The sequence below is a fragment of the Pseudoalteromonas sp. SWYJZ98 genome, from assembly GCF_015864495.1.
GTDB classification, from domain to species: Bacteria; Pseudomonadota; Gammaproteobacteria; order Enterobacterales; family Alteromonadaceae; genus Pseudoalteromonas; species Pseudoalteromonas distincta.
Map to the genome: position 1 here is coordinate 1 of NZ_JADYXA010000050.1, position 22,701 is coordinate 22,701.

At 36.2% G+C, this 22,701-nt stretch carries 15 protein-coding genes and 2 pseudogenes; 7 read left to right on the forward strand and 10 right to left on the reverse strand.

What is annotated here, in order from left to right; genetic code table 11:
* Positions 1-118: 118 nt before the first annotated feature.
* Positions 119-265 (forward strand): annotated as a pseudogene (locus tag I6F10_RS20330) (patatin-like phospholipase family protein); the annotation flags it as partial.
* Between the two features lie 114 nt (positions 266-379).
* Here I6F10_RS20330 and I6F10_RS17990 read toward each other — a convergent pair.
* Positions 380-1,996 (reverse strand): glycerol-3-phosphate dehydrogenase/oxidase, encoded by a 1,617-nt coding sequence (locus I6F10_RS17990; protein WP_024605636.1) that lies wholly within the window; start codon positions 1,994-1,996, stop codon positions 380-382.
* A gap of 1,316 nt (positions 1,997-3,312) precedes the next feature.
* On the reverse strand, positions 3,313-4,074 hold the full coding sequence (locus I6F10_RS17995; protein WP_165743954.1) for a DeoR/GlpR family transcriptional regulator: 762 nt from the start codon (positions 4,072-4,074) through the stop codon (positions 3,313-3,315).
* Positions 4,075-4,242: 168 nt separating this feature from the next.
* Here I6F10_RS17995 and glpK point away from each other — a divergent pair, with 168 nt between their 5' ends.
* From glpK to I6F10_RS18015, 4 genes and pseudogenes are all read left to right on the forward strand, one after another.
* Complete coding sequence (gene glpK / locus I6F10_RS18000; RefSeq protein WP_165743955.1) at positions 4,243-5,724, forward strand: glycerol kinase GlpK; 1,482 nt, start codon at positions 4,243-4,245, stop codon at positions 5,722-5,724.
* Positions 5,725-5,953: 229 nt separating this feature from the next.
* A complete protein-coding gene (locus I6F10_RS18005; RefSeq protein WP_024591022.1) occupies positions 5,954-6,685 on the forward strand; it encodes an MIP/aquaporin family protein in 732 nt (243 codons plus the stop codon).
* Positions 6,686-6,871: 186 nt separating this feature from the next.
* Positions 6,872-7,222: pseudogene (locus tag I6F10_RS18010) on the forward strand (patatin-like phospholipase family protein); the annotation flags it as partial.
* A gap of 187 nt (positions 7,223-7,409) precedes the next feature.
* On the forward strand, positions 7,410-8,033 hold the full coding sequence (locus I6F10_RS18015; protein WP_024591020.1) for a hypothetical protein: 624 nt from the start codon (positions 7,410-7,412) through the stop codon (positions 8,031-8,033).
* Positions 8,034-8,350: 317 nt separating this feature from the next.
* Here I6F10_RS18015 and I6F10_RS18020 read toward each other — a convergent pair whose 3' ends face one another.
* From I6F10_RS18020 to I6F10_RS18055, 8 genes are all read right to left on the reverse strand, one after another.
* Entirely contained in the window at positions 8,351-8,914 is a 564-nt protein-coding gene (locus I6F10_RS18020; RefSeq protein ID WP_024605345.1) for a YSC84-related protein, read from the reverse strand.
* Positions 8,915-9,278: 364 nt separating this feature from the next.
* Positions 9,279-10,121 (reverse strand): hypothetical protein, encoded by an 843-nt coding sequence (locus I6F10_RS18025; RefSeq protein WP_138561538.1) that lies wholly within the window; start codon positions 10,119-10,121, stop codon positions 9,279-9,281.
* The gene (locus tag I6F10_RS18030; protein WP_197099209.1) at positions 10,108-12,063 is read right to left on the reverse strand and encodes an AAA family ATPase; all 1,956 of its coding nucleotides are present in this window, start codon (positions 12,061-12,063) and stop codon (positions 10,108-10,110) included. Before I6F10_RS18030 ends, I6F10_RS18025 begins: the two co-directional genes overlap by 14 nt.
* A 46-nt stretch (positions 12,064-12,109) precedes the next feature.
* Positions 12,110-15,430, reverse strand: a complete 3,321-nt coding sequence (locus tag I6F10_RS18035; RefSeq protein WP_197099210.1) for a type I restriction endonuclease subunit R — start codon at positions 15,428-15,430, stop codon at positions 12,110-12,112.
* Between the two features lie 9 nt (positions 15,431-15,439).
* Positions 15,440-16,906, reverse strand: a complete 1,467-nt coding sequence (locus tag I6F10_RS18040; protein WP_138561542.1) for a hypothetical protein — start codon at positions 16,904-16,906, stop codon at positions 15,440-15,442.
* A gap of 1 nt (position 16,907) precedes the next feature.
* Positions 16,908-18,440, reverse strand: coding sequence for a restriction endonuclease subunit S (locus I6F10_RS18045; protein ID WP_197099211.1), 1,533 nt, complete (start codon positions 18,438-18,440; stop codon positions 16,908-16,910).
* Entirely contained in the window at positions 18,430-20,043 is a 1,614-nt protein-coding gene (locus tag I6F10_RS18050; protein WP_197099212.1) for a type I restriction-modification system subunit M, read from the reverse strand. Before I6F10_RS18050 ends, I6F10_RS18045 begins: the two co-directional genes overlap by 11 nt.
* A 189-nt stretch (positions 20,044-20,232) precedes the next feature.
* A complete protein-coding gene (locus I6F10_RS18055; RefSeq protein WP_318838377.1) occupies positions 20,233-20,541 on the reverse strand; it encodes a helix-turn-helix domain-containing protein in 309 nt (102 codons plus the stop codon).
* 105 nt (positions 20,542-20,646) lie between these two features.
* Between I6F10_RS18055 and I6F10_RS18060 the strand changes: the two genes are divergently transcribed.
* Together I6F10_RS18060 and I6F10_RS18065 are read left to right on the forward strand one after the other, a co-directional pair.
* The gene (locus tag I6F10_RS18060) at positions 20,647-21,231 is read left to right on the forward strand and encodes a hypothetical protein (RefSeq protein WP_197099214.1); all 585 of its coding nucleotides are present in this window, start codon (positions 20,647-20,649) and stop codon (positions 21,229-21,231) included.
* Positions 21,225-22,592 (forward strand): DEAD/DEAH box helicase, encoded by a 1,368-nt coding sequence (locus I6F10_RS18065; RefSeq protein WP_197099215.1) that lies wholly within the window; start codon positions 21,225-21,227, stop codon positions 22,590-22,592. Before I6F10_RS18060 ends, I6F10_RS18065 begins: the two co-directional genes overlap by 7 nt.
* Positions 22,593-22,701 lie beyond the last annotated feature (109 nt).

A 22,701-nucleotide genomic window follows, 5' to 3' on the forward strand; every position in this document is an offset into this window, starting at 1 on the left:
GCTGCCACTGTGCGCTTGTTCTGTAAGTTTTCATCACCTGCTCCGAATTTATCATTGAGCAGGTATTTTTAGATAATCAGAACATCGATGCTAGGTGTGGTTCGCTAGACGCTTACGAAAAATTCCAGATAGAAACGATTTTACCGATCTTGATGCAGACACGCGTATTAAATATTGGAATATAGTTTTTAGTGAAACAGAAAGGCTAGCTGAAGCGTTTGATAAAAAGTTAAAAATGTTATTAATTTTTAAAAATAAAATATAGTTTTATTAGTTGCTATAAGAAGTCAGTTAACATAATTAATTTTAATCGTGTTAACAGACTTCTTCTATAACATTTAACCCAAGCTTTTAAAGTCGTAAGAATAGATGTAAATGGTTATTTAGATATCTCTTCAATGTACTCCTGAAGTTTATTTTCAGCATTATCCTTACCAAATAGAATTTGGCAGACTTCATGTAAACCAGGATCTGAAAGAATATCTTCTTTTCTTACAACCAGTGAAATTTTAGAACGTCGACGTAAAAAATCACTGAGTTTAGTTATCATTTCCCGCTCAGCAGCGTGTTCAATTTCCACACGTAAGTACTCCGAATTCTTAATAAGGAGTTCGCCTTTTTCAGGTGCTTCACGAATTTTTTCTAGCATGTTAATCGCATTTCTGCCGTAACGTCTCCAAAACCGCTTACTAAGTACCTCTGTAGATGTTTTAGGTGTTAAACCATCCAAATTCATTAATTTTGCACGATGCATGAACTCATTTTTAACGGTGTCGTCAGGTTCACCGTACCATTTGTAATCTTCATAAGGTAACTTAATACCTAATCCAGTGACTAAATCAGCCACTTCATCGCCTACATTAATACAATCTGTTAGTTTTCCGCCAAAGATAGAAAGATATTTTTGATCACTATTTGTATCTATAGCGTGCTTGCGTGATAATTGCACCCAGTCAGCCTTACCATTACCGTCTTTTTTAATTGCTAATGGTCTAACTCCACAGCGCTCGGCTATAATATCACTTTTTGTAATTGGCTTTTCTAACTCTAATAATTTGTTAGCATTATCAAGCACAAAGTTTCGATCCTCATCAGTCACTTGTGAGTGCGGACTATGAACTTGTGTATCGGTTGTACCAATACACGTTTTTGGGCCCATGGGGATCACAAAAAACAACCGACCATCATCTGCAAAAAACGTCAGTACTTTGTTACTGTTAGTTACCTTATCAACAATAAGGTGAATACCTTTTGAAAATACATGGTGATGTGCTGTGGTTTGACTATTTGTATTGTTAATAGGATCAACAAATGGGCCTGCTGCGTTAATAATAACTTTAGAGCGGATAGTAAACTTCTCTTTAGACATCTCGTCTACTGCATTTGTAGTCCAAATATCATTAGAGCGAGTAGAGCCCTGCGAACTTACGTAGTTAGCGGCAATACACCCATGGCTCATACTAGAGCGAATAAAATTGAAAACAAAACGAGCATCGTTATCCAATAAAAAGCTGTCTGAATATTCAAATCCAGCCTCTACATTTTTTGTGTTAATGACTGGCTCTGATGATTTTATTTTTTTTGCATTGAGGTATCTAGGAGATTTAGTAAAAAAACGTCCCATAAACCAATAGAGAATAGTACCTAAATAAACAAAGAATGCCGGAAATCTAAAGCCTTTTTGGATACTTGTAAAAAAGCGAATTTCTTTAACAGTAGAAGGATAGCTACGCATTAAATGGTTTCTACTTTTACAAAGTTTATTAACCAAATTATATTCATGACTTTCTAAATATTTTATGCCACCCCAAGCTAAATTTGATGAGTTTGAACTAGTGAAACCGGCAAAATCACCTTTGTCTATCAAGGCAACTCTAGCGCCCTTAGCGGCTAAAGCGGCAGCAGATACAGCACCGTTAATACCCCCTCCAATAATCAAAACATCATAAATATCTTGGGGAAGTTTTTTAATATTGTTGTCTCTAAGTTGACTCATTTGTTGAATTACCTATTTTAATATCAAGCTATTTAGACCAGCTCAATTAAATTTAAAGTATTAATGTCCTAAACGGTATTTATCGTGCTATCAAAACTTATACTAGGCATGCAGGTAAGTAAGTATACGAGTAATAATAAAAATACTTTCGATATTTTTATTATTTAACTCAAGATTTGTTACCCAACATTTAAGTACTTGATACAAGTAAGCCTTCAAACGAAATCAAAAATTAATTGATCTGATTAACAAGGATGACCAAGCTACTGCAGATAACTATTGTATTTTAAGACTCTGAATAGCTATAACAGTACGAAGTTATTATTTACTTCGGTTTTCTTTATATTAAAAATAACATTTAATAACGAACATTTGCAAACATTAAAGTACATAAATGAAAGTTAGTCTAGCTATATCAAACCCACCGTAAAGCAATAAAAAACTTAGGAGTTTAATTTTTTCCGCTATAGTTTTTTGACACCCCATTAAATCAATAGTTACTACGGCGTTTTGATATCCGATAAATCAAGCAAGGCTGGGCCAGTTGGAGGTATATTGTTAGCTATCTTTATTTTTCTTGATACAACAGCTATTGCCGGCTGAAAAGCGCTTGTTATATCGATTGTATGTCTCTTTGGTTTCTTATCATTAAAGCCACAAATAGTTTTACCATCTATGGCTATAACGCCAACGTTTGTTGCTATATGTGCAGCCTGTGTCCAACGTATAAAATTTTGTTGTAATATCTATCCTATTAAAAGCATGATCATTTTATCTTCTTAAATAACTCTCTACGTTAAAAATTATTAATAGCTGACAGAATAGGGGCAGGAGGGGGAGCAATACAGGAAAATGCAGAGAGCAATTGGAGATAACAACTCTATGTCATAATTTTTCTTTGTTATCGCGCTATTTCCTCAGCGCTATAATAGATCACTAATTTAATACAATAGGTATGACTTTTCAGATGATATAGGTGAATAGTACCATCTATAGTGTTGTGAACTGGAAGACTACTTTCAAATGAGACATATTTTTCAAGCAAATCAATCTCATTATTAGCAACGTATTCAATGTTTTTCATCCATCTTCGGTGCAGATCACACCTACAACGAGAATGAATAAGATAGCATGAAGCTTATATTCGACTTTAGATTGCAGTTATTCGTCGGATATTATTGAAAAATGTTCATCAAAAATTAATTGTATGGGACTTCTATTTATAAGAAACCTATTCGATCATGCTGTAGCTAAAATGGAAAGCTCATGATTTCCCCATGATGAGGGAAAATCTATTTAACTGTTATGTTAAGCTTTTACCGAGCGATATGCAGTTCGACATCGTGCTCATTGAGTAAAGTAAGTATACTTTCGGGTGGCTGAGCATCGGTAATAAAGTTATCTGCCTGTGAGATATTACCTAATTTTACCATCGCATACCGACCGAATTTAGAGTGATCTGCAGCAAGTAAAACTTTACGTGAATTTTCAATGATTGCCTGGGCTACGCGCACTTCACGATAGTCAAAATCAAGTAACGCACCATTTTCTTCTATGCCACTAATACCTATAATGCCAAAATCCATACGAAATTGTTTAATAAAATCCTCTGTGGTCTCACCAATAATCCCGCCATCTCTGTGCCTAACTTCTCCACCTGCGATAAGTACAGAAAAATCTTTCTTAACACCTAATATAGCCGCAACATTAAGATTATTAGTTACAACTTTCAAATTTTCATGACCAAGAAGTGCTTTCGCGATTGTTTCTGTTGTAGTGCCTATGTTTATAAATAAGGAAGAGCCATTAGGTATCATACGAACTACATGCTGTGCTATTTTTTGTTTAGCTTCTAAGTCCATGATTTTTCTAGTTTGATATGCTGTATTCTGAATGCTTGAAATGGCACTAGCGCCGCCATGATGACGTCTCAATTTATTTAAATTAGCAAGATAAGCCAGATCTCGTCTTATTGTTTGTGGTGTAACTTCATAATGACTTACTAGTACTTCAATAGAAATTGAATCTCTTTCTTTTAATAATTTTAGTATGGATTCGTGTCTTTGGTCTTGAGTCATTTTTTTCGCATTTTAAATTTAGTTAATAGTAAATTATAGGTTAAGAGCTAACAAATGAAAATCACATATAAATAATTATATATTAAAGTTGTATTTTTGTTGTATGTAGCAATTAATCCATGTAATAGTACAAAAACGAAAATAACCGAAAGTAAAAGTGAAAAAATAATGAATAACTATATCCTTTCAATTGATCAAGGTACGACTAGTTCTAGAAGTGTGCTATTTGATTTAAATGGTAATATTGCATACCTAGAACAACAAGAATTTGACCAGCACTTTCCAAAAGATGGTTATGTAGAACATAAACCAGAAGATATTTGGGCTTCTGTACAGCAAACAATGACAGCTGTAATGAAACACCTAGACCCTCAACACAATAAGGTTATTGCCATTGGTATTACTAACCAACGTGAAACGACAATAGTATGGGATAAAATTACTGGTGAGCCCGTTTATAACGCGATTGTATGGCAAGATAGACGTACGTCAGAGTTATGTAATGATTTAAGGGCCGCAGAAAAAGAAGAGTTAATTAGAAAAAAAACCGGCCTTTTAATAGACCCATATTTTTCTGCAACTAAAATAAATTGGATTTTAGAAAATTGTCCCGATGCTAGAGAAAAAGCAGAAAAAGGCGATTTAATCTTCGGTACTGTCGACACTTATTTATTGTGGAAATTGACAGGCGGAAAAGAGCACCGCACAGACGCAACGAATGCTTCGCGAACTATGCTCTTTAATATTCATACCCAAGAATGGGACGTGGAATTACTTGAACTTCTGAATGTGCCAATAGAGATGTTACCAGAAGTAATGGATTCATCAGATGATTTTGGTGTAACAGATGAACGCTATTTAGGTTACGAAGTACCTATTCTTGCAATGGCAGGAGACCAACAGGCAGCGTTATTTGGGCAAACTTGTTTTCAACCAGGAATGGCTAAAAGTACCTATGGTACAGGATGCTTTATGATGGTTAACACTGGCGATAAAGTACTTGAATCTGAAAATAGACTTCTCAGTACAGTAGCTTATAGATTAAATGGGAAACCAACTTATGCGCTAGAGGGGAGTATTTTTATTGCAGGTGCTGCAATTCAATGGCTTAGAGACGGTCTACAATTAATCCAAAAAGCTGAAGAAACAGAGTCACTTGCATGCAATACCTCACTAGATCACGGTATATATATGGTACCCGCTTTTACAGGATTAGGTGCTCCTTATTGGGATTCTAATGCGCGAGGTGCAATTTTTGGCTTAACCCGAGATACGGGTATAAAAGAGATCGTAACAGCTGGATTACAATCAGTTTGTTTTCAAACTAAAGACCTTCAAAAGTCAATGGAAGCTGATGGCGTAAGACCACAGGTACTAAGAGTTGATGGCGGTATGGTAATAAATGGCTGGCTTATGCAATTTTTGTCAGATGTTTTAGGAGCCGAAGTTGACCGTTCGACCATAAGTGAAACTACTGCTTTGGGTGTAGCTTACTTAGCAGGTTTAAAAGCGGGTGTATTCCCATCACTTGAATCATTAGCGACTAACTGGAATTGCGATAAACGATTTGTTCCTAACATGACTAAATCAAAACGTGATGAATTATATGCCGGATGGTGTAATGCGGTAAAAAAAGTACAAAGCGAATAATAAGCCGCTTAACTATAAAACCATAGCAACATATCTATTAAGGTTTATTAGTGGAGACTATTTTTATGATACCACTAAATACTCCAAGCGTAAAAATAAATAAGTTGATACTTATCTTATGGTAATTTTCAGCTGTAAAAAAGTTTCAAAATATTCATGGTTTATACTTATGCAATAGATATCATTATTGAGGGTGGTTTTATGTTTATAATTAATAAGGAATATTAAAATGTCACCTTTCTTAGCTGAAATACTAGGAACTGCACTGCTTATTTTAATTGGGGGCGGGGTTGTAGCCAATGACATACTAAAGAAAACACTAGGCCATGGCGGCGGTTGGATGACGATTACCACTGCTTGGGGACTTGGTGTTTTTATCGGCGTGGTTGTTGCCGGTCCCTATAGTGGAGCACACCTTAACCCTGCAGTAACAATAGGCTTAGCCGTAGCTGGATCATTTCCATGGTCCGAAGTTCCAAGTTATATTTTAGCGGAATTTATTGGCGCGATGGTTGGCGCTTCGTTAGTTTATGCAGTTTATAAAGATCATTTCGATGCCACTGACGATCCCACCTTAAAACGAGCTGTTTTCTGTACATCTCCAGCTATACCAAATACGTTTAGAAATATACTTAGTGAAATAATAGGGACCTTCGTTTTATTAATTTGTGTTTTTTACTTCTCTTCAGCTGAAATTGACGATGGCTCTGGCGTAAAAATAGGCTTAGGTTCAATAGGCGCTATACCTGTTGCTTTTGTTGTTTGGGGTATTGGACTTTCTCTGGGTGGGACTACTGGATATGCAATAAATCCAGCTCGAGATTTAGGCCCGCGAATTGTACATTCTTTATTACCAATAAAAGGTAAAATTGATAGTAACTGGGGTTACTCATGGATCCCGGTAGTTGGTCCAATAATAGGGAGTGTTTTAGCAGCTTTATTATATATATTAGTTAAATAATTGAAATATAGTTATTTAATTTTACTAAAAAATGATTATACACAGACTACTTTTCTGAACACACAAAAGAAAAATATAATTTATATAAGCAATATAGTTAAATAAAAAAGGGCGTGTAGCCCTTTTTTATTTAAAGCTAAGGCTATTACCAATACAAAAATATAAATAAAAAAGTATAAAAAATTTATATATCGCGACGGCGGAATTATCGATTACCACTTTGACTTAAAAATTAATAACCCAGGACTTATTTTATATCCGCATTTTAATAGTGAGCCAAAAGCAGGGTGGTTCGATAAAAATTTAAAACGTAAAGTATCACCACTTAATTACGATAATGTGGTAATGATCACTCCATCAAAAGAATTTATAGCAAGCTTACCTTACGGAAAAATCCCAGACAGAAACGACTTTACCGATCTTGATGCAGATACACGCATTAAATATTGGAATACCGTTTTTAGTGAGACTGAAAAGTTGGCTGAGGCGTTTGATGAAAAATTAAATAATGAAAGTTTCGATTCAAAGCCATATTAGTAATTTAATAGCTGACTATTGTAAAGTTAATATAATAGTTAGAGGCATAATAAATCTATAAATAGATATATTTATAGATAAAAAGGTAATCATATAATAAAGTTACGGTAATATTAAAAGTGAAAACAATTCATGGACTTGAAACATAAAAAATTATTTTATATATGAATCAAAAATAGGGAATAAGATGGAATCAACACATAAGATTACTAGTATAGAAAAATTTAATAAAATTAGATTAGAGTTTATATTTAAGAATAGTAAAAATAAAATTTTTAACTTTAGAAAAAAAAATCATCTAGTACAAGGTGAACCTTTTGAGTACGGCTTCAAAATAACAAACATAGGAGATGAGTTGTTCTCTGGAGCTCTTCTAAGCAAATTTAAAATTACTCTTTGTTCAATGAACATGGTTGTAAGCTCAAATAAAAAGCCCAATATTAAACAGCTAAATCCTAATGAAAGTACAGAGATCTATTTTGACGTAGTTACAATGGCTATCTCTGGTCCAATATGGATAGAAGCTGAGTTTGAAGCAAAGGATAAAGAAGTAACCATTTATACATATCAATATGATGTAAATCATAAAAATGATGAGAAATATGACGTTCCTAATAAGTGGGCAATGAATGATTTTGTCCAAGGAAGACTTGAATTATTACAAACAAATACTAATATACAGATTTTAATTTTAACAATAATCACTGTTCTTGAAGCTATTTTTGGGCTTGAGAATATTATAAAAAAAACATTTAGTATTCTAGGTTGTATTTTTAAAGGCATATCAGATTTTTTCTTATATCTATCATGATGTAGGGCTTCACCTACAAAGGCTTAACTTTCTGTCCTTTCAGATATTTCACCAATAATAAGAAGTAATTGATCCTGTAAATTAAGTAAATATAAATCTTGGGTTTTAAGGTTTTTACTTAAGAGTTTTGTACATAGATTGGATTTTCTAGCAGACCATTTCTAGCGTTGTACTAACTGAACATGAACATCAGAGGGTTTTACCTTTCCCCAAAGGTAGCTATTACCCATAAATTACGTTATGTTAAATTGAGTGGATTTTAATAAAGCGAGTGTGATTATATAAACCAGCTCGCTTTTAGGAGAGTAATTTGGTGGTTAATTAAGCTCTGAATCAACCCAAAACTTGGTACCTTTTAATACAGCTTGTAGTGCAAGGCCATTTTCGGTTACAGAATATACAGTAACTTGATCTGCAATTGCTTCGGCAACCAGTGCACCGCCTTTATCTTCATATTTTGCTGCTGCATCAGCGTTTCCGCCAAATGCCCAACCATGTTCAATAAATCTATTTAGTGCAGCTTGGTTATGAAAAACCATTACAACGTTAAAATCTTTTACACCTAAACCAAGCCCTAAACCGGCTTCACCCATATTCATGTAAGTCGATTTACCAGTAAGGTTATTTTTAACTACGCCGTAACCGCCACCAAAACTGGCTAAAACAACATTTACGTTCGCGTTATCAAAAACAGCGTAACCAGCCGAATTAGCAATTTGTTTTTTAACATCAGGTTTTTCAGCGTATAGTTTATCTAATGTATTTGTTTTCATACTTTGTACAAGTGAACGTTTTTCGCTTGGTGATGCACTACCTGTAGTAGCACACCCAGTTAACGCAACAGTTAAAGCAAGTACGCTTAGTATAATTAGTTTTTTCATAATGTTTTCCTTAATAAGATATAGCAACCAACAACCATAGAATAATCACGGTATTAAAATAATTAGAGCTTTACTATGTCCAATACTAGATGTTGTTTATAGTGATTACTGTGTACTAATTTTTTAATCTAATTATAACAATAAGTTATGTTGAGAATTAAAGTACATGTTGTGTAATTTAATTTCCTTGATCTATGTACTTATTTTACATTGATAATAATGAACAACAGCCAAACGGATTCAAAATTTTAAAGCCAATAATGGGAACTTAGTTAAAAATCGGTAAATATTGTAATTTATTAAAATATTAGCTAAAAGTTGAATGTACTCCCCTATTTGAGGTAAGTGTGCTGCCCCACTCTGATTAAGTCATGCAATGTTGAATGAAATCTTGTGAAGCAGCTAGTTCACGATATATAACTACCTGCCGATGGTTGTATCCTAAATAGGTTTCCAGATCCTTACATTGCTCATTAATTTTATCCCCTATATTAATTTCTAGCCCTTTATAGCTCTTAATAATAGCTTTTAAGTTATTAATAATTTCTCCGCCTTTACCTCTAAATCTTTCCAATAGATCTAGATTCTCATAATGATTTTTAATTAGATTAAACACATCATCAGTCACATCGTCAGGCTGTTCTAAATAGAACCTTGGCATCCAATTGGCTTCAAATCTTACTTTAAGATAATGTGATTTGGGTAAGTCATCTATAAACAAATTTAAAAATAACTGTGAGCCTTTATCATCAACAAATTTATCTGATTTTTTTCTATTACAATCACTACAACATGGAAATAAGTTTTTAGGGTGAACAGAATACTCTGGGAATTCCGTCTGACCTAGTACATGATCCATTGAGTCAACATCATTTATAGTACAGTTTTGACAAGTATTAAAAATATGATCTCTATGATGAGGGTGTGTAGTAAGTGTACTTTTTAATGCTTGAATTCTTTTATTTCTATAATTATATAAAGACTTTAAATTAACTTTATTATTCTCACTGTATGGCATGCTCTGCATTAAAGCTAGCGAGTCCATATCGAATGCATCATCGTAATCTTCAAAGTATTGTGATTGAGTATCAGAAATTACAGCAAGCTCTTCTTTAATATCTGGTTTTGACTCTGTATTCCTTTTAGACTTAACAATACCTTTGTAGAAAGAGAAAGAGTCTTCTTCATAAGCTCTAATTTTTAGCATTATTTTCAACTAAAACCTGAAGGTACAATCGTACGTTTAAACTCAGCGGTAAATTATCTTCTTTTAATATTTCAAGAACTTCATCGTATGTTTTATAACGCCTTACTAGCTTTTTCATCGTTGTTTCATAAAATTTAGGGATTGATCTATTACCAAAAACTTCCTCCGTAATTACGGAGAGGTTTTCCCCAAACGATTCAACGCCAATTTTTTTCACCGAGGGGATACTTTCTTCTCGGGAAAGAACTAAAACATCTCGAGAAAACATCTCTTGGATAATTATTGGAGAGTGGGTAGCAATAACGCAGTAAGATTCAAATTCATTAATAAGCTCTGCTATGCCGTTCATTAGTTGACTAATAGCATTTGGGTGAAGATGAGTTTCAGGTTCATCAAATAACAGTAAACTATCAAGTCTAATATTCGCTACGATTTCAGAAACTACATAAAGAACAATAGATTGACCTGAACTTAGTGACTCCCTAGCTTTACTAAACCCATGCGCATCAAAGTAAAGTTTGTCACTATCTACAGGATCAAGTTTAATAAATAGCTCTATCAACTCAGGTTCTAAAAAATTAGATATAACTTTTTTCCACTTTTCTAATCGGCCAAGAGTAGTTATTCTTTTCCACGTATGATGGAATTTTTGCAACTGACCTTTCTTACTTCTTAGATCCCCTTTTTCATCCCTTAAACCACAATAAATATAATTAAAATTTGATGTCTTTTTTGGTAATTCAAAATTATCAAATGTGCTATAAGAAACGGCTATAATTTTACTATAAATCGGTTTGTGAGGACTTAAAAGTTCGCTTTTTTCCTTTGCTATTTCTAAAGGTAAAGTGGTAAGTAATTGTGTTTTTCCAGCACCATTTTTGCCTATCAAGGCAATCATTCTTTTTGGTAAAAGACTGTCTGTCGAAAATTTAAAAGGGACATCAATACATGAATCGGCATATTTAGGACAAAATTTATATGTAAAGGAATATAAGTTATTTAAATCAGAACCATAAATCATTGGCTTTGCTGTTCTATGTATTCTTTCAGCTTCATCATCTCTAGTTAGAGACTGTTTAAACACATTTGTGTTTTCAAACTCTTCTGAAATTTCGGTAAAAAAAGCCGCATCTCTTAATGAGTAAAGCACTGATGAAAGTGATTTCTCAAAAGTTTTATTTAAGTTCTTATAATAATCTTCATCCTGTCCAAGTGAAACGAACTCTTCACCTAAAGAAAAAAACTCAGACGGTAGAGCTTGTATTGTATAATTATTTTTATTACTGGCTATTTTAACAAGGCCCAAGTCTACTTTTTGTTTGTTATTAAAAAGAACTAATACAAACGAAGTTTCATGTGAATAGTCATCCCAATTATCTGCTATTAGGAGAAAATATTTACTTGGCTTTTCATTATCAACTTCTAAAGTATTGACATAACGACCTACTCTCATGTTTGGATATGCGACTACATAAAAAGGGATTTTATTAATTGGAACATCACTTGGTCTATCTAGAGTATCTTTATTCATTAACTCGAGAACAGGGTAATCACCTTCATAACTTATAGTAGCAAGGGTTAGATCTTCACTTTCTAAAATACCGTTAATTTTCTCAATATAATAGTAAGTCTGCTCGGGAGAGGTTTGATACTTTGGTAGTAAAAAAACTTCTAAGAATTTTATAAACTTAGTTTCGTCATCAAGAAGCTTTAAACGTTGCTCAAATAATTCATGATAATCCCAATCATCATTATTGATTGTATGCTGAATTATGTCACCCTCAGCATTTTTAAATCTGCTGTCCTCAGACGGCATAGACTTTAGGTCCCATATCTCATTTAAGAATGGAATAAACCCTTCATCCCTGTTATTGGCAAAATCAAAAGGCCCTTCTGTAGCAATAATTAAATCTAGTATTATTTTTCTAATTGATGAATTCATTAGATTGCTGATCCCTTTAACTTAAGATACTTATAACCATAACAAGTTATATTCCTTGGTTTACTTTAAAACTCTGCGCTTGCTCAAATATTTCTTTGTACACTTCATCGCGGCTGATTGGTGGGTATTTAAATTTAGCCAACACTAAAATCAGCTCTACTTTAAGTGATGATTTAATATCGTCTCGGTGATTCCAATCAACAAATTTTACTTTGTCGTCTACAATTACTTTTACCGCTTGGGCGAGCTCAATTAGCTTATCTTCGGGGTAGTCAAAGTCGTATTTAACGGCAAGTGCCTTTAACGCGTCGTAAAAGCCTTTTTCTTCAATATCAATACCTAGCTCATCACCGGCGTTCATTTCGTCGCGTATGCTATAAATCATATCAACCATGCTTTCTGAAAAGTCATCAAGTACGCTACTCACAAGTACGTCATCTTCTTTTCGCTCGTTATAGCGCTGTACCAGCGATTCAAAGCGTTTAGTAAAGTCGATACCTTGGGTTTGGTTTACTTTTTTAAGCTCACCGATGGCTTTAGCTAGCATTTGTTGCAGTATTTTAATTTTAGTATTGGGGAGTTTTATTTTTTCTATTTTGGCGATGTAGTCGTCATTAAAAATGTCGATTTCGCCGCCTTCTTCATTGCCGAGTTTAAATACTTCTTCTACGCCGTCGCTTTGTAGGGCTTCGCTTATCATTTCACGTACTTTGGCGTTCATTTGCGCGGTATCGGGCGCTTCACCTTTGGTTAGCTTGTAAATAATAGAGCGAATAGCGAGGTAAAAGTGAATGTGGTTACGCTCGTTTTCGTTAATTTTTTCACTGCCACAACATACATCGTAGGCGGCTTTTAAACGCTTAACTAAATCCATAAAGCGCTTTTGCCGCTTTTCGGTAATTAGTGCAAACTCAGCGGCGTGGTTTAAGCAATTTAATTGGGCAACGGCTTCGCCGGTAAAGTACGCGCTGCTGTCAAATTTATGAAATAACTGAGCAAGTAACGCTAAGTGATTTTTTACTTCAATAACGGAGGCGGTAATGTCTTCAAAGTTGGTTTCGTCTGTTTTTGAATACTGCGCTAACGCTTTATTCATTTCAGATTTAATACCAATGTAATCTACTACTAGACCTTTATCTTTGCCTTCAAACTGGCGATTAACCCGCGAAATGGTTTGTATTAAGCTGTGCTTTTGCAGTGGTTTATCTATGTACATGGTATCTAAAAATGGCACGTCAAAACCGGTTAGCCACATGTCTACCACTATGGCTATTTTAAAGTTTGAGTTTTTGTTTTTAAATTGCTTATCAAGCTCTTTACGCTCGTCTTTACTGCCAAGTAAATTATATAAGCGTTCAACGTCGTCTTTGCCACGCGTCATTACCATTTTTACTTTTTCAGAGGGGGCAGCAATACGGCCTTCGCTAATGGCGCGCTTTCGCTCGGTATCTGATAGTTTTTTCGCGTCATCGGTATCCACTACATCAAACCAATGTGGTCGTAGCTCTTCTAGTTCTTGATACAGCTGATAAGCAATACCACGCGAGCTACACACAAACATCGCCTTGCCAGCAATGGTAGAGCCTTCCTCAACGCGTTTTTCGTAGTGCTGTACAAAGTCTCTTGCTAATACACGTATGCGGTCAGGGTCGCCTAAAATGCTATTCATGTTAGCGGTGGCTTTTTTACTGTCTTCTATTTGCAGCTCGTTACTGCCTGCATCGGCGCATTCTTTGTAATAGGCTTCAATTTCTGCCAGCTTGCTATTGTTTAAACACACCTTAGCGGCGCGCCCTTCGTAAACAATGCGTACGGTTATTTCATCTTTAACCGACTCAGTCATAGTGTATGAGTCAACCACTTCACCAAATACATCTAAAGTCGCGTCTACTGGCGTGCCAGTAAAACCAACATAAGTGGCATTGGGCAGTGAGTCGTGCAGGTATTTAGCAAAACCAAAGGTCTTTTTTACACCCTTTTCGGTAATGGTAATTTTTTGATCAAGATTAACTTGGCTACGATGCGCTTCATCAGAAATACAAATAACGTTAGTGCGGTCGGTTAATAACTGGGTGTCTTCGGTAAACTTATGAATAGTGGTTAAAAATACACCGCCACTGTTACGGCCCTCTAATAACTCACGTAAGTGAGTCCGGCTGGTAACAGTTTTTACCGTGTCATCACCAATGTAGGTTTTAGCATTACCAAACTGCTGCGAAAGTTGGTCGTCTAAATCGGTTCGGTCGGTAATTAAAATAATGGTGGGGCTTTTAAGTTCAACGCTTTTCATCAATAAGCGTGTTAAAAATTGCATGGTGTAACTTTTACCGCACCCCGTTGCGCCAAAGTACGTACCGCCTTTACCATCACCTTGTGGTTTTAAATGCTGCTTTATATTTTCAAACAGTTTATTAGCCGCATAATATTGCGGGTAACGCGGAACAATTTTTATCTCTTTTTTACCCGCGCTTTTATTATCAGAATCGGGGAAGAATACAAAATTACGCATAACATCGCGCAAGCGCGCTTTATCAAACAAACCCTGCAATAAGGTATGTAACGAGTTAATACCCTCTTGCGCGGTTAGCTCTTGCCCCTTTACTTTTCCCCACGAGTAAAAAAACTGATACGGCGCAAATAAGTTACCCATTTTGTTGTTTACGCCATCACTTATAACGCACAAGGTATTAAACACAAATAGCTGAGGGATAGCGCGCCTATAGCGAATAGTTAACTGCTCATACGCTTCAAAAATAGGGGCCTGTTCGCGTATTGCGCTTTTAAATTCAAACACCACCAATGGCAAGCCGTTTACATATAAAATGCCATCGGGAATACGCAGCTCAATATTGTCGTAGCTTGTGGGGCTTTCTATTTCTAACTGAGTAACAAAGCGATAAATGTTATCGTCTTGCAGGTAAGTAACGCTTGCTTCATTCACGTTATCGAGAGCCATATTATCTAAAGCAGCCATAGCATTCCCTGCTATTAAGCTACTTTTAATGCCTTGCTCAACGTTATCGTAATCTAGCAGCTGAATATATAAATCTTTTTGCGCTGCGTTGCCTGCCACCATGCCACGCTCGCGTGTCAGTAAAAAGCCATCACTTAGCCACTTACAAAAGGTTTTATTGCTCTCGTATAAATCACTGGCAGGCAGCTTTTCAAGCTTTGCAATTATTGAGTCTACTTCACCCGTTGTAATATTATTTTTAGCATAACGCTTGCTTAAAAAAGCACGTAAGTCGTCTTTAATTAATACGTCGCTATTATTGCGAGTAAGCTCACCGCCTAATAAATGCGGGTAGCCTTGCTCGCCTAACAACTCAACCACCGCTTGTTCTAATTTGGCTTCAGTAAATTTCATTAAACATCCTTATTTAATAATCCCTTTAAGCTTCTCCAAAGAACTTATCATTTTATCTAAGCCTTCATGCGCTGGTGTTTTATCTTCATGTTTTTTGTCTAAAGTATCGGAAGCATTTGCAGAAACTGCATCGATTGCAGCAGAAAGAAGCTTCTCCATTAATTCTTCTTTCCTGTCTGGTACATTCAAATTATCTATCTGGGTTTTAAAATTTTGATATGATTTAGCTAGAGCTTCTTTGTGAGCATACTCTTGCTGTAATCTTTGCACTTCGCTTCGCCTTTTAGAAGCAAATAGAGCTAACCATACTACCGGTACTATGATAGGTAACTTATGAATCAAGCTATTTAATAGTCCACTAAGATCAGTAATATCAACAAATTTAATGATCTCATTCGCAGTCCAAAAACTATCAATGCTTGATAAGAGCGCTGTTAAAGTTAATATAGATACTGCTGAGTAAAATAAATAAGAATATTGCTTAATTGGTTTACTAAATGATTTTCTCATAACTCTATAGGCTGTAGCTAAACCTGCACTTGTTGCGCCAGGTAGTAATTCTTCAATTTGGGAATTTAATGCTTGATAACGAATTTGTTGTTGCTTCTTAAAGCTATCTAGTTCCTCTTTCCTCTTACTAATCTCTAACTTTAAACCACCATTCAAATTTCCATCTTCATCTTCAATACCATGAACATCCCTGTAGAATAGCTTCAGCTCCTTAAGTTTACTCTCAGTATCATGAAGCATTGTTTCTATTAATTTTTTACTGTCTTCAGACTCAACTTTAGCTTCCTCTATTATTTCTTTAATTGAATCGCTACCGCTGCCTAAAAGTTCAGTTTGATAATCAGAAATTTGCGAGTAATAATCACTAAACTTGGTAAACATTGAATCTATTTTTGATTCTAGGGCGTCTTCAGATTCATTACCTACAAAATACTGTTGGCGTAAATCAGTAATTTCTGCATGGAAGCCTTTTAATTCGGAGTACTTTTCTTCAGTTGAATTTCTATACTCTTCAAATTCATCTAAATACTCAGTTGATTTTCTCTTAAAGTTTTCTAACCCTTGAGCCACTGTCTTTGAATATCCACGAAAAGCTGCTTGTGTAGCTTTAACTGCTTTTGCTGATTCAACTGTATAGGGACGAACATAAGTTAATAAATTATCGGCATATGTATTTGCTTTAATAACATGCTGAATATTTCGGTTATTATTATAGTTTGTTATTTCTTGTAGACATGATTGAGACTGAGTTCGGAAAGAATCCCAGGTAGTAAGAGGTACTAACTCAGGGTCAATAGAATCAATTAAAACATCTAAGAAAGTAATTACTTTTCTTAATCGAGCTAATTCCTCAACATTTGTAATTATGGTTTCGTCATCGACCTGAGAGTCTTCAATTGTGGTTTTTAAGTTACTCCAAACATTCTGAAATGGATGGTTATCAAATTCTTCAAGCCAACGGCTCATTTTAAATATCCTTATTTATTGTAATCTCACCAGCAATCAACTTCGGAAGAAGAGTATCCCTGAGTTTAGTTAATGTTTTTGTTTGTGTTTGATTTCTTGCAACCCCAGACATGATGTTTCCAGCAATAGATTCAAATGCATCTAAGATTTTATTATTGGAGTAAACGCAATATGTCTTCGCTACATCTTCTGGTTTTATTGCAGGGTAAGCAGCACCATCAGCAATGCGCGTGAACTCTTGAATACAATCATCATTAGTTAAAGAAAAATATGCAAAAGCTCTACAATTTTGATTATTTGCTCTAACTACTGCAAACCCTGTACTACCCGTTAAATTATCTTCATTCACATAAGCAAAAGATCTATTTGCAGGCCTAACTACACCTATGATTGTGTCATGTGGTCGCAATATTCTTCTTGCTCGACTTGGTGCTTCAGAAAAACTATATTCTATAGCTTCACCCACAGACCCATTTTTAGCGTTAGCCAAATCAACATATTTAACTACCTCAGGTGCGTTTTTTTTAGTCCAAGATTCTGGGTTTATTTTGCATAGTTCATCAATAGTTTTTGACTCCCACCCCTTTGGTATCCAGCCTAGTTGTTCGTTGTGCTCGAACTCATTGGGGAAGTGGGTGTTGGCGTGTTGCGCTAATATTTTAGGGTTGGCGCTCACGTTTGCTTTCACGGGTGTTTCAGCGGTTTTACCTAATATTTGCACTGCTGCTTGTGTTGCTTCTTTTGTTGGTAGCTGTGCTTGTAACTCGTGAGCGAGTGCAATGAGTGACGCTTTGCATTCGGCCGCATTTTCTAAACTGTTCAGTACCGCTAAGCGACGCTGCGCTTTTAGTTTTAAATTGTCAGGCAAGCGGTTTTCAAGGCTTTCTAACTTAAAATCAACACTAGCAAGGAGATTGTCGAACACAGGATCAAAATCAACAAACCAGCTTTTAAATAACGCCTGTGCCATTTGTTCTAAGGTTTGGTTGGTTTCGTTGTTTAAAAATATTTTATCGTCAAGAGATTCAAGGCAATCCGCAATGTTTTTTTGAATTATTAAAGGTGGTTTAGAAACCTCTAATGTTTCAATCATCGTTTTAGTTAAAGCATTTCGCGTAGCCCCTGCACTAGCAAGATTTAATAAAACCTTTTGCATAAATGGGCTTGAAATCACATAACGTAAATACCTCGCATCAAACTCTTTTGGGTTTGGCCTGATAATAGCGACATGTTGATTTACCCTTGCAGGTAAATACCTCTCTACTGCAAGACATACCCTAGCAACTGAATCACCTGTAATGTTTAATAAAATATCATTTTTTTCGATTACCACATTTTTTAATTTTTTTGCAGCATCTTCATCTATGTAAACAAGTCCTTGAGATTTAAACCCATCGTTGTAGATGTTTTGACTTCGAATTAAGCATATTTCACCGTACTCTTTATAGACACTACTTCCGCCTCTTGGTGTAGCACCACTACCAATTTTTACACAATAATCACCTAAAGAAACCAATGGCCAATCACTCCCCATAACCCAACGCCTCCAAATTCTTACGAATCGCTTTATCAAGCTCATCGCTTTGGTTCATTTGGCTATAAAGGGTTTGACTAAGTTCATTCATTTTGGTTTCGAACGGGATGCCGTCATCTACAATAGCGGCAGCGCCGACATAGCGCCCAGGGGTAAGTACGTAGTCGTTCGCTTTAATATCGGCAAGGGTGGCTGATTTACAGTAACCGGCGACATCTTGGTACTCTTGCTCTGTATCTAAGCTTAGCTCTTCGCCGCGCCATATATGGTAGGTTTCGGTTATTTTAGCTATGTCGTCGTTAGTGAGCTCTTTTAAGGTGCGGTTAACCATAGAGCCCATTTCGCGGGCGTCTATAAATAGCGTTTCGCCTTGGCGGTCGCGGCGTTTTAGAATGCCTTTTTCGTTATTACCGCGTTTGTCTTTACTTATAAACCATAAACACACCGGAATTTGCGTGGTGTAAAACAGCTGCCCTGGTAGGGCTATCATACAATCGACTAAATCGTTTTCAATTATTTTTTGGCGAATATCGCCCTCGCCACTGGTGTTAGAGCTCATTGAGCCATTAGCCAGTACAAAACCTGCGGTGCCATGCTCGCTAAGTTTTGAGATCATATGCATGATCCACGCATAGTTGGCATTACCGGTAGGCGGTGTTGGATAACCTGCCCAGCGGGCATCGTCGACGAGTTCGTTATCGGCGCGCCACTGTTTTTGGTTAAACGGTGGGTTTGCCATTATGTAATCGGCTTTTAGGTCGGGGTGTTGATCTTTAAAAAAGGTGTCACCCGCTACATCGCCTAAGTTGCCCGAAATACCACGCACAGCTAGGTTCATTTTTGCCAGTTTATAGGTGGTGTTGGTGTACTCTTGCCCGTAAATAGATATGTTTTTTTGGTTGCCATTATGGCTATTAATAAACTTAAGCGATTGCACAAACATACCGCCCGAGCCACAACAGGGGTCGTAAATTTTGCCTTCGAATGGTTCAATCATATCGGCTATTAGGGTAACAATAGACTTAGGCGTGTAGAACTCGCCCCCGCCTTTACCTTCAGATGCAGCAAATTTACCTAAAAAGTATTCGTAAACACGGCCAACTAAGTCTTCTTCTGTTTTTTCGTTTTGGTTGGCAATAGTGTCGATATTATTAATGGTATCGATAAGCGCTGAGAGCTTACTGGCATCAAGCCCTAAGCGTGAAAAGTAGTTATCTGGCAATGCGCCGGCAAGTGATTTATTGTTTTTTTCTACCGCGTGTAGTGCGGTATCTATTTTAACGGCTATATCGCCTTGCTTGGCGTTGGTTTGAATATACGACCAACGTGCGTCTTTTGGGAGATAAAACACGTTATCCATCGCGTAAAAGTCAACCATGTCGATGTACTCATCACCGTACTCGCTAGCAATGGCTTTTTTACGCCCTTCAAACTTGTCACTAATAAATTTAAGAAAGATTAAGCTTAAAACAATGTGCTTATATTCGGCTGACTCAACACTCCCGCGCAGTTTATTGGCGGCATCCCAAAGGGATTCTTCAAACCCGACTTGTGTTTTTTTTGTGGCTTTTTTTGTTGCAGGCTTTTTTGATGCAGCGTCCATGTGGTCTCTCTTTGCAAGAATATCAATATAATTATTGGCTTATCATACCGCAAAGGTCGTGGTTTTTTGAGTGTTAATTAGTAATAAATTGGTATTAAAAAGAGGTTTAAAATGATTTTTAAAAAGATGCTTTTATTAAAAACGATTAAATGGATCAGGCATATATTTACGCCTGATTATACGTGTACTTTACAGCTCTAATTCTAATAATTGAATGAGCTTACGCTTACCTTCGTCATCAAGCTTTTCGATTAAACACGCCAGTGTTGCGCTTTCTTCTGATTCACAAAAAAAGTAATTTACGGGAACGTTTAGCTCGGACGCTAGCTTTTTTAAAGTAGCTAGGTCGGGCATATGGCGACCTGTTTCGTAATGGTTCATTCTGCCGCTGGCTGAACTTGGATCCATCCCCATTTTAATACCTAACTCTTTTTGGCTTATTTTCATTCGCTTTCGAGCCTCTTTAAGACGCTCAGTAAAAAAGGATTTAACCTGCACTGTTGCTTCATCTTGGTAACTCTCACATTTAAATGATTGTCTAGTTTTTACATGAGCATGTATACTTAGGAATCCTAAGTTTATGGTGAGTTATAAGGTTTAGCAATGAGTAAGAAAGCGAATATGAATGTATTTTTACATTTTCTTTTGGTAATCAAACAGATGAATAACTTCACTGTAACACAAGCGAAAGATGCTTTATTGCATGAACAATCTGAGTTTACTGATCCAGTAGAAACCCGAAAGTTTATATATCGTCAATTAACTCGCAATGTTGCAAATGGACTCTTAAGACGAACCAATAAATTAAACAAGGGAGCTAAGGAGGTTATATATTCAACAACAGAGCTTTTTTCAAGTTTAGAAATCGTCCCTACTTCAAGGCGAGGCAAAGTAAAACAAATAGATACTGCAAATATTGGCGCTTCTGATATTTCGACCGAAACTGTTAAAGTTATTGAGTACCAAGAAGAACTTAAAAAAGATTTATTAACATACGAGATTGATTTAAATACTGTACTTGAAGAAGCTAAAGAGTATCAGCGCCTTTCTGCACGCTACCCTAAGCTGCAAGTACAGTTGCAGCTGCATCACACTCAAGCAAAGGAAAAGTCGATTAAATTACTTGGCAAAATAAATGCTTTGCAGACTTTATTGGGTAATAAAATAAAAGAAAAGCAACCATGCTAAGGGATTGGCAATCAGCCTGCTTATCGGCAGTTAAAAAGCATTACTCTCAAAGCCATAAGCACTTTTTTTGTTTAGCTACACCAGGGGCCGGTAAAACTGTATTGGCGGCAGAAGTTGCAGCGTATTTATTTGAAACTAAGCAAATAGACTTTGTGATTTGCTTTTCACCCTCTAGTGAGGTGGCCAATGGTATTAGAAAGACGTTTGCTAAACGGTTAAATTGTAATTTTGACGGTGTTATTGGCTCAGTTGGTTGCTCGTATACTTATCAAAACATGCGCTTTTTTAATGACGATTACTGGAAGTTATTAAGGAACAACCGCGTGTTGGTGGTGTTTGATGAAATACACCATTGTGCTGGTTCGAGCATTGAGGATGCCAATGTATGGGGGCAAGATATTGTTAAAAATATTCAACAGCACGCTGCTTTTACGTTAGCGTTGACAGGCACACCTTGGCGCTCTGACCTTCTTCCTATCGCGCTGGCAACTTATAGCGACCCTGATAATAAAATAATATGTAATTACACTTACTCGCTGCAACAGGCGGTAAATGATGGCGTATGCCGTAACCCTAAAATTGTTTTAATTGATAATGAAGAAATTTCGGTAACAACCACGAAACAGGAAACCAAAACCTATAACTCATTAAAGTCTTTGCTAAAAGATCCATCGATTTCCTACCAGGATTTGATTAAGCACGAAGCTGTAATCAATTATATTATTGCTCAAGGAGTAAGTAAGCTCGCCACTATTAGCCAGCAGAATAGCAATGCCGCAGGGTTAATTGTGGCCTCTTCTGTTGAGCATGCAGAGCAGATAGTGACTGTACTCACCGACCTTTTTCATCAATCAGCAACCATAGTTACTTACAAAGAAAGTGATGCTGGCGATAGAATTAACCATTTTCGCTTTAGCAACACGCAATGGATTGTAAGCGTTGGAATGGTGTCGGAAGGTACTGACATACCTAGGCTGCAAGTGTGTTGCCATTTAAGCAGAGTTAAAACTGAGCTTTATTTTAGGCAGGTGCTTGGCCGTATATTAAGAGTAAATAATTCCTCCAACCAAGAAGCTTGGCTATTCACCCTCGCCGAAGAAACACTAAGCACCTTTGCAAATAGAATTGACCAAGAGCTACCCGACACTTGTGTACTAATAAGAAATAACGCCATAGCGAATGAATATTTTGGAACAGAGACTCATAAAAAGACAAGCTCCACTAGGCCCGATAGTCAGCCGATTGCTGAAATTGATGATTTATTATTTTCATGGGGATCAAACGAATCAAGTCAGCTGAAAACTGAGTCTCAAGAAGTGAGTTTTTTACAAGCTTTTGGCGGGTTTAGAGTGAGCGTCTAGCGAACTACACCTATGTTTTAAAATTCCAGGGTAACAAGCTGTCGATATCGGGCTCAGGCTGGCACAGTTCATCAAGGCAAGCACAGATGTAATTAAATGGGATTAGACC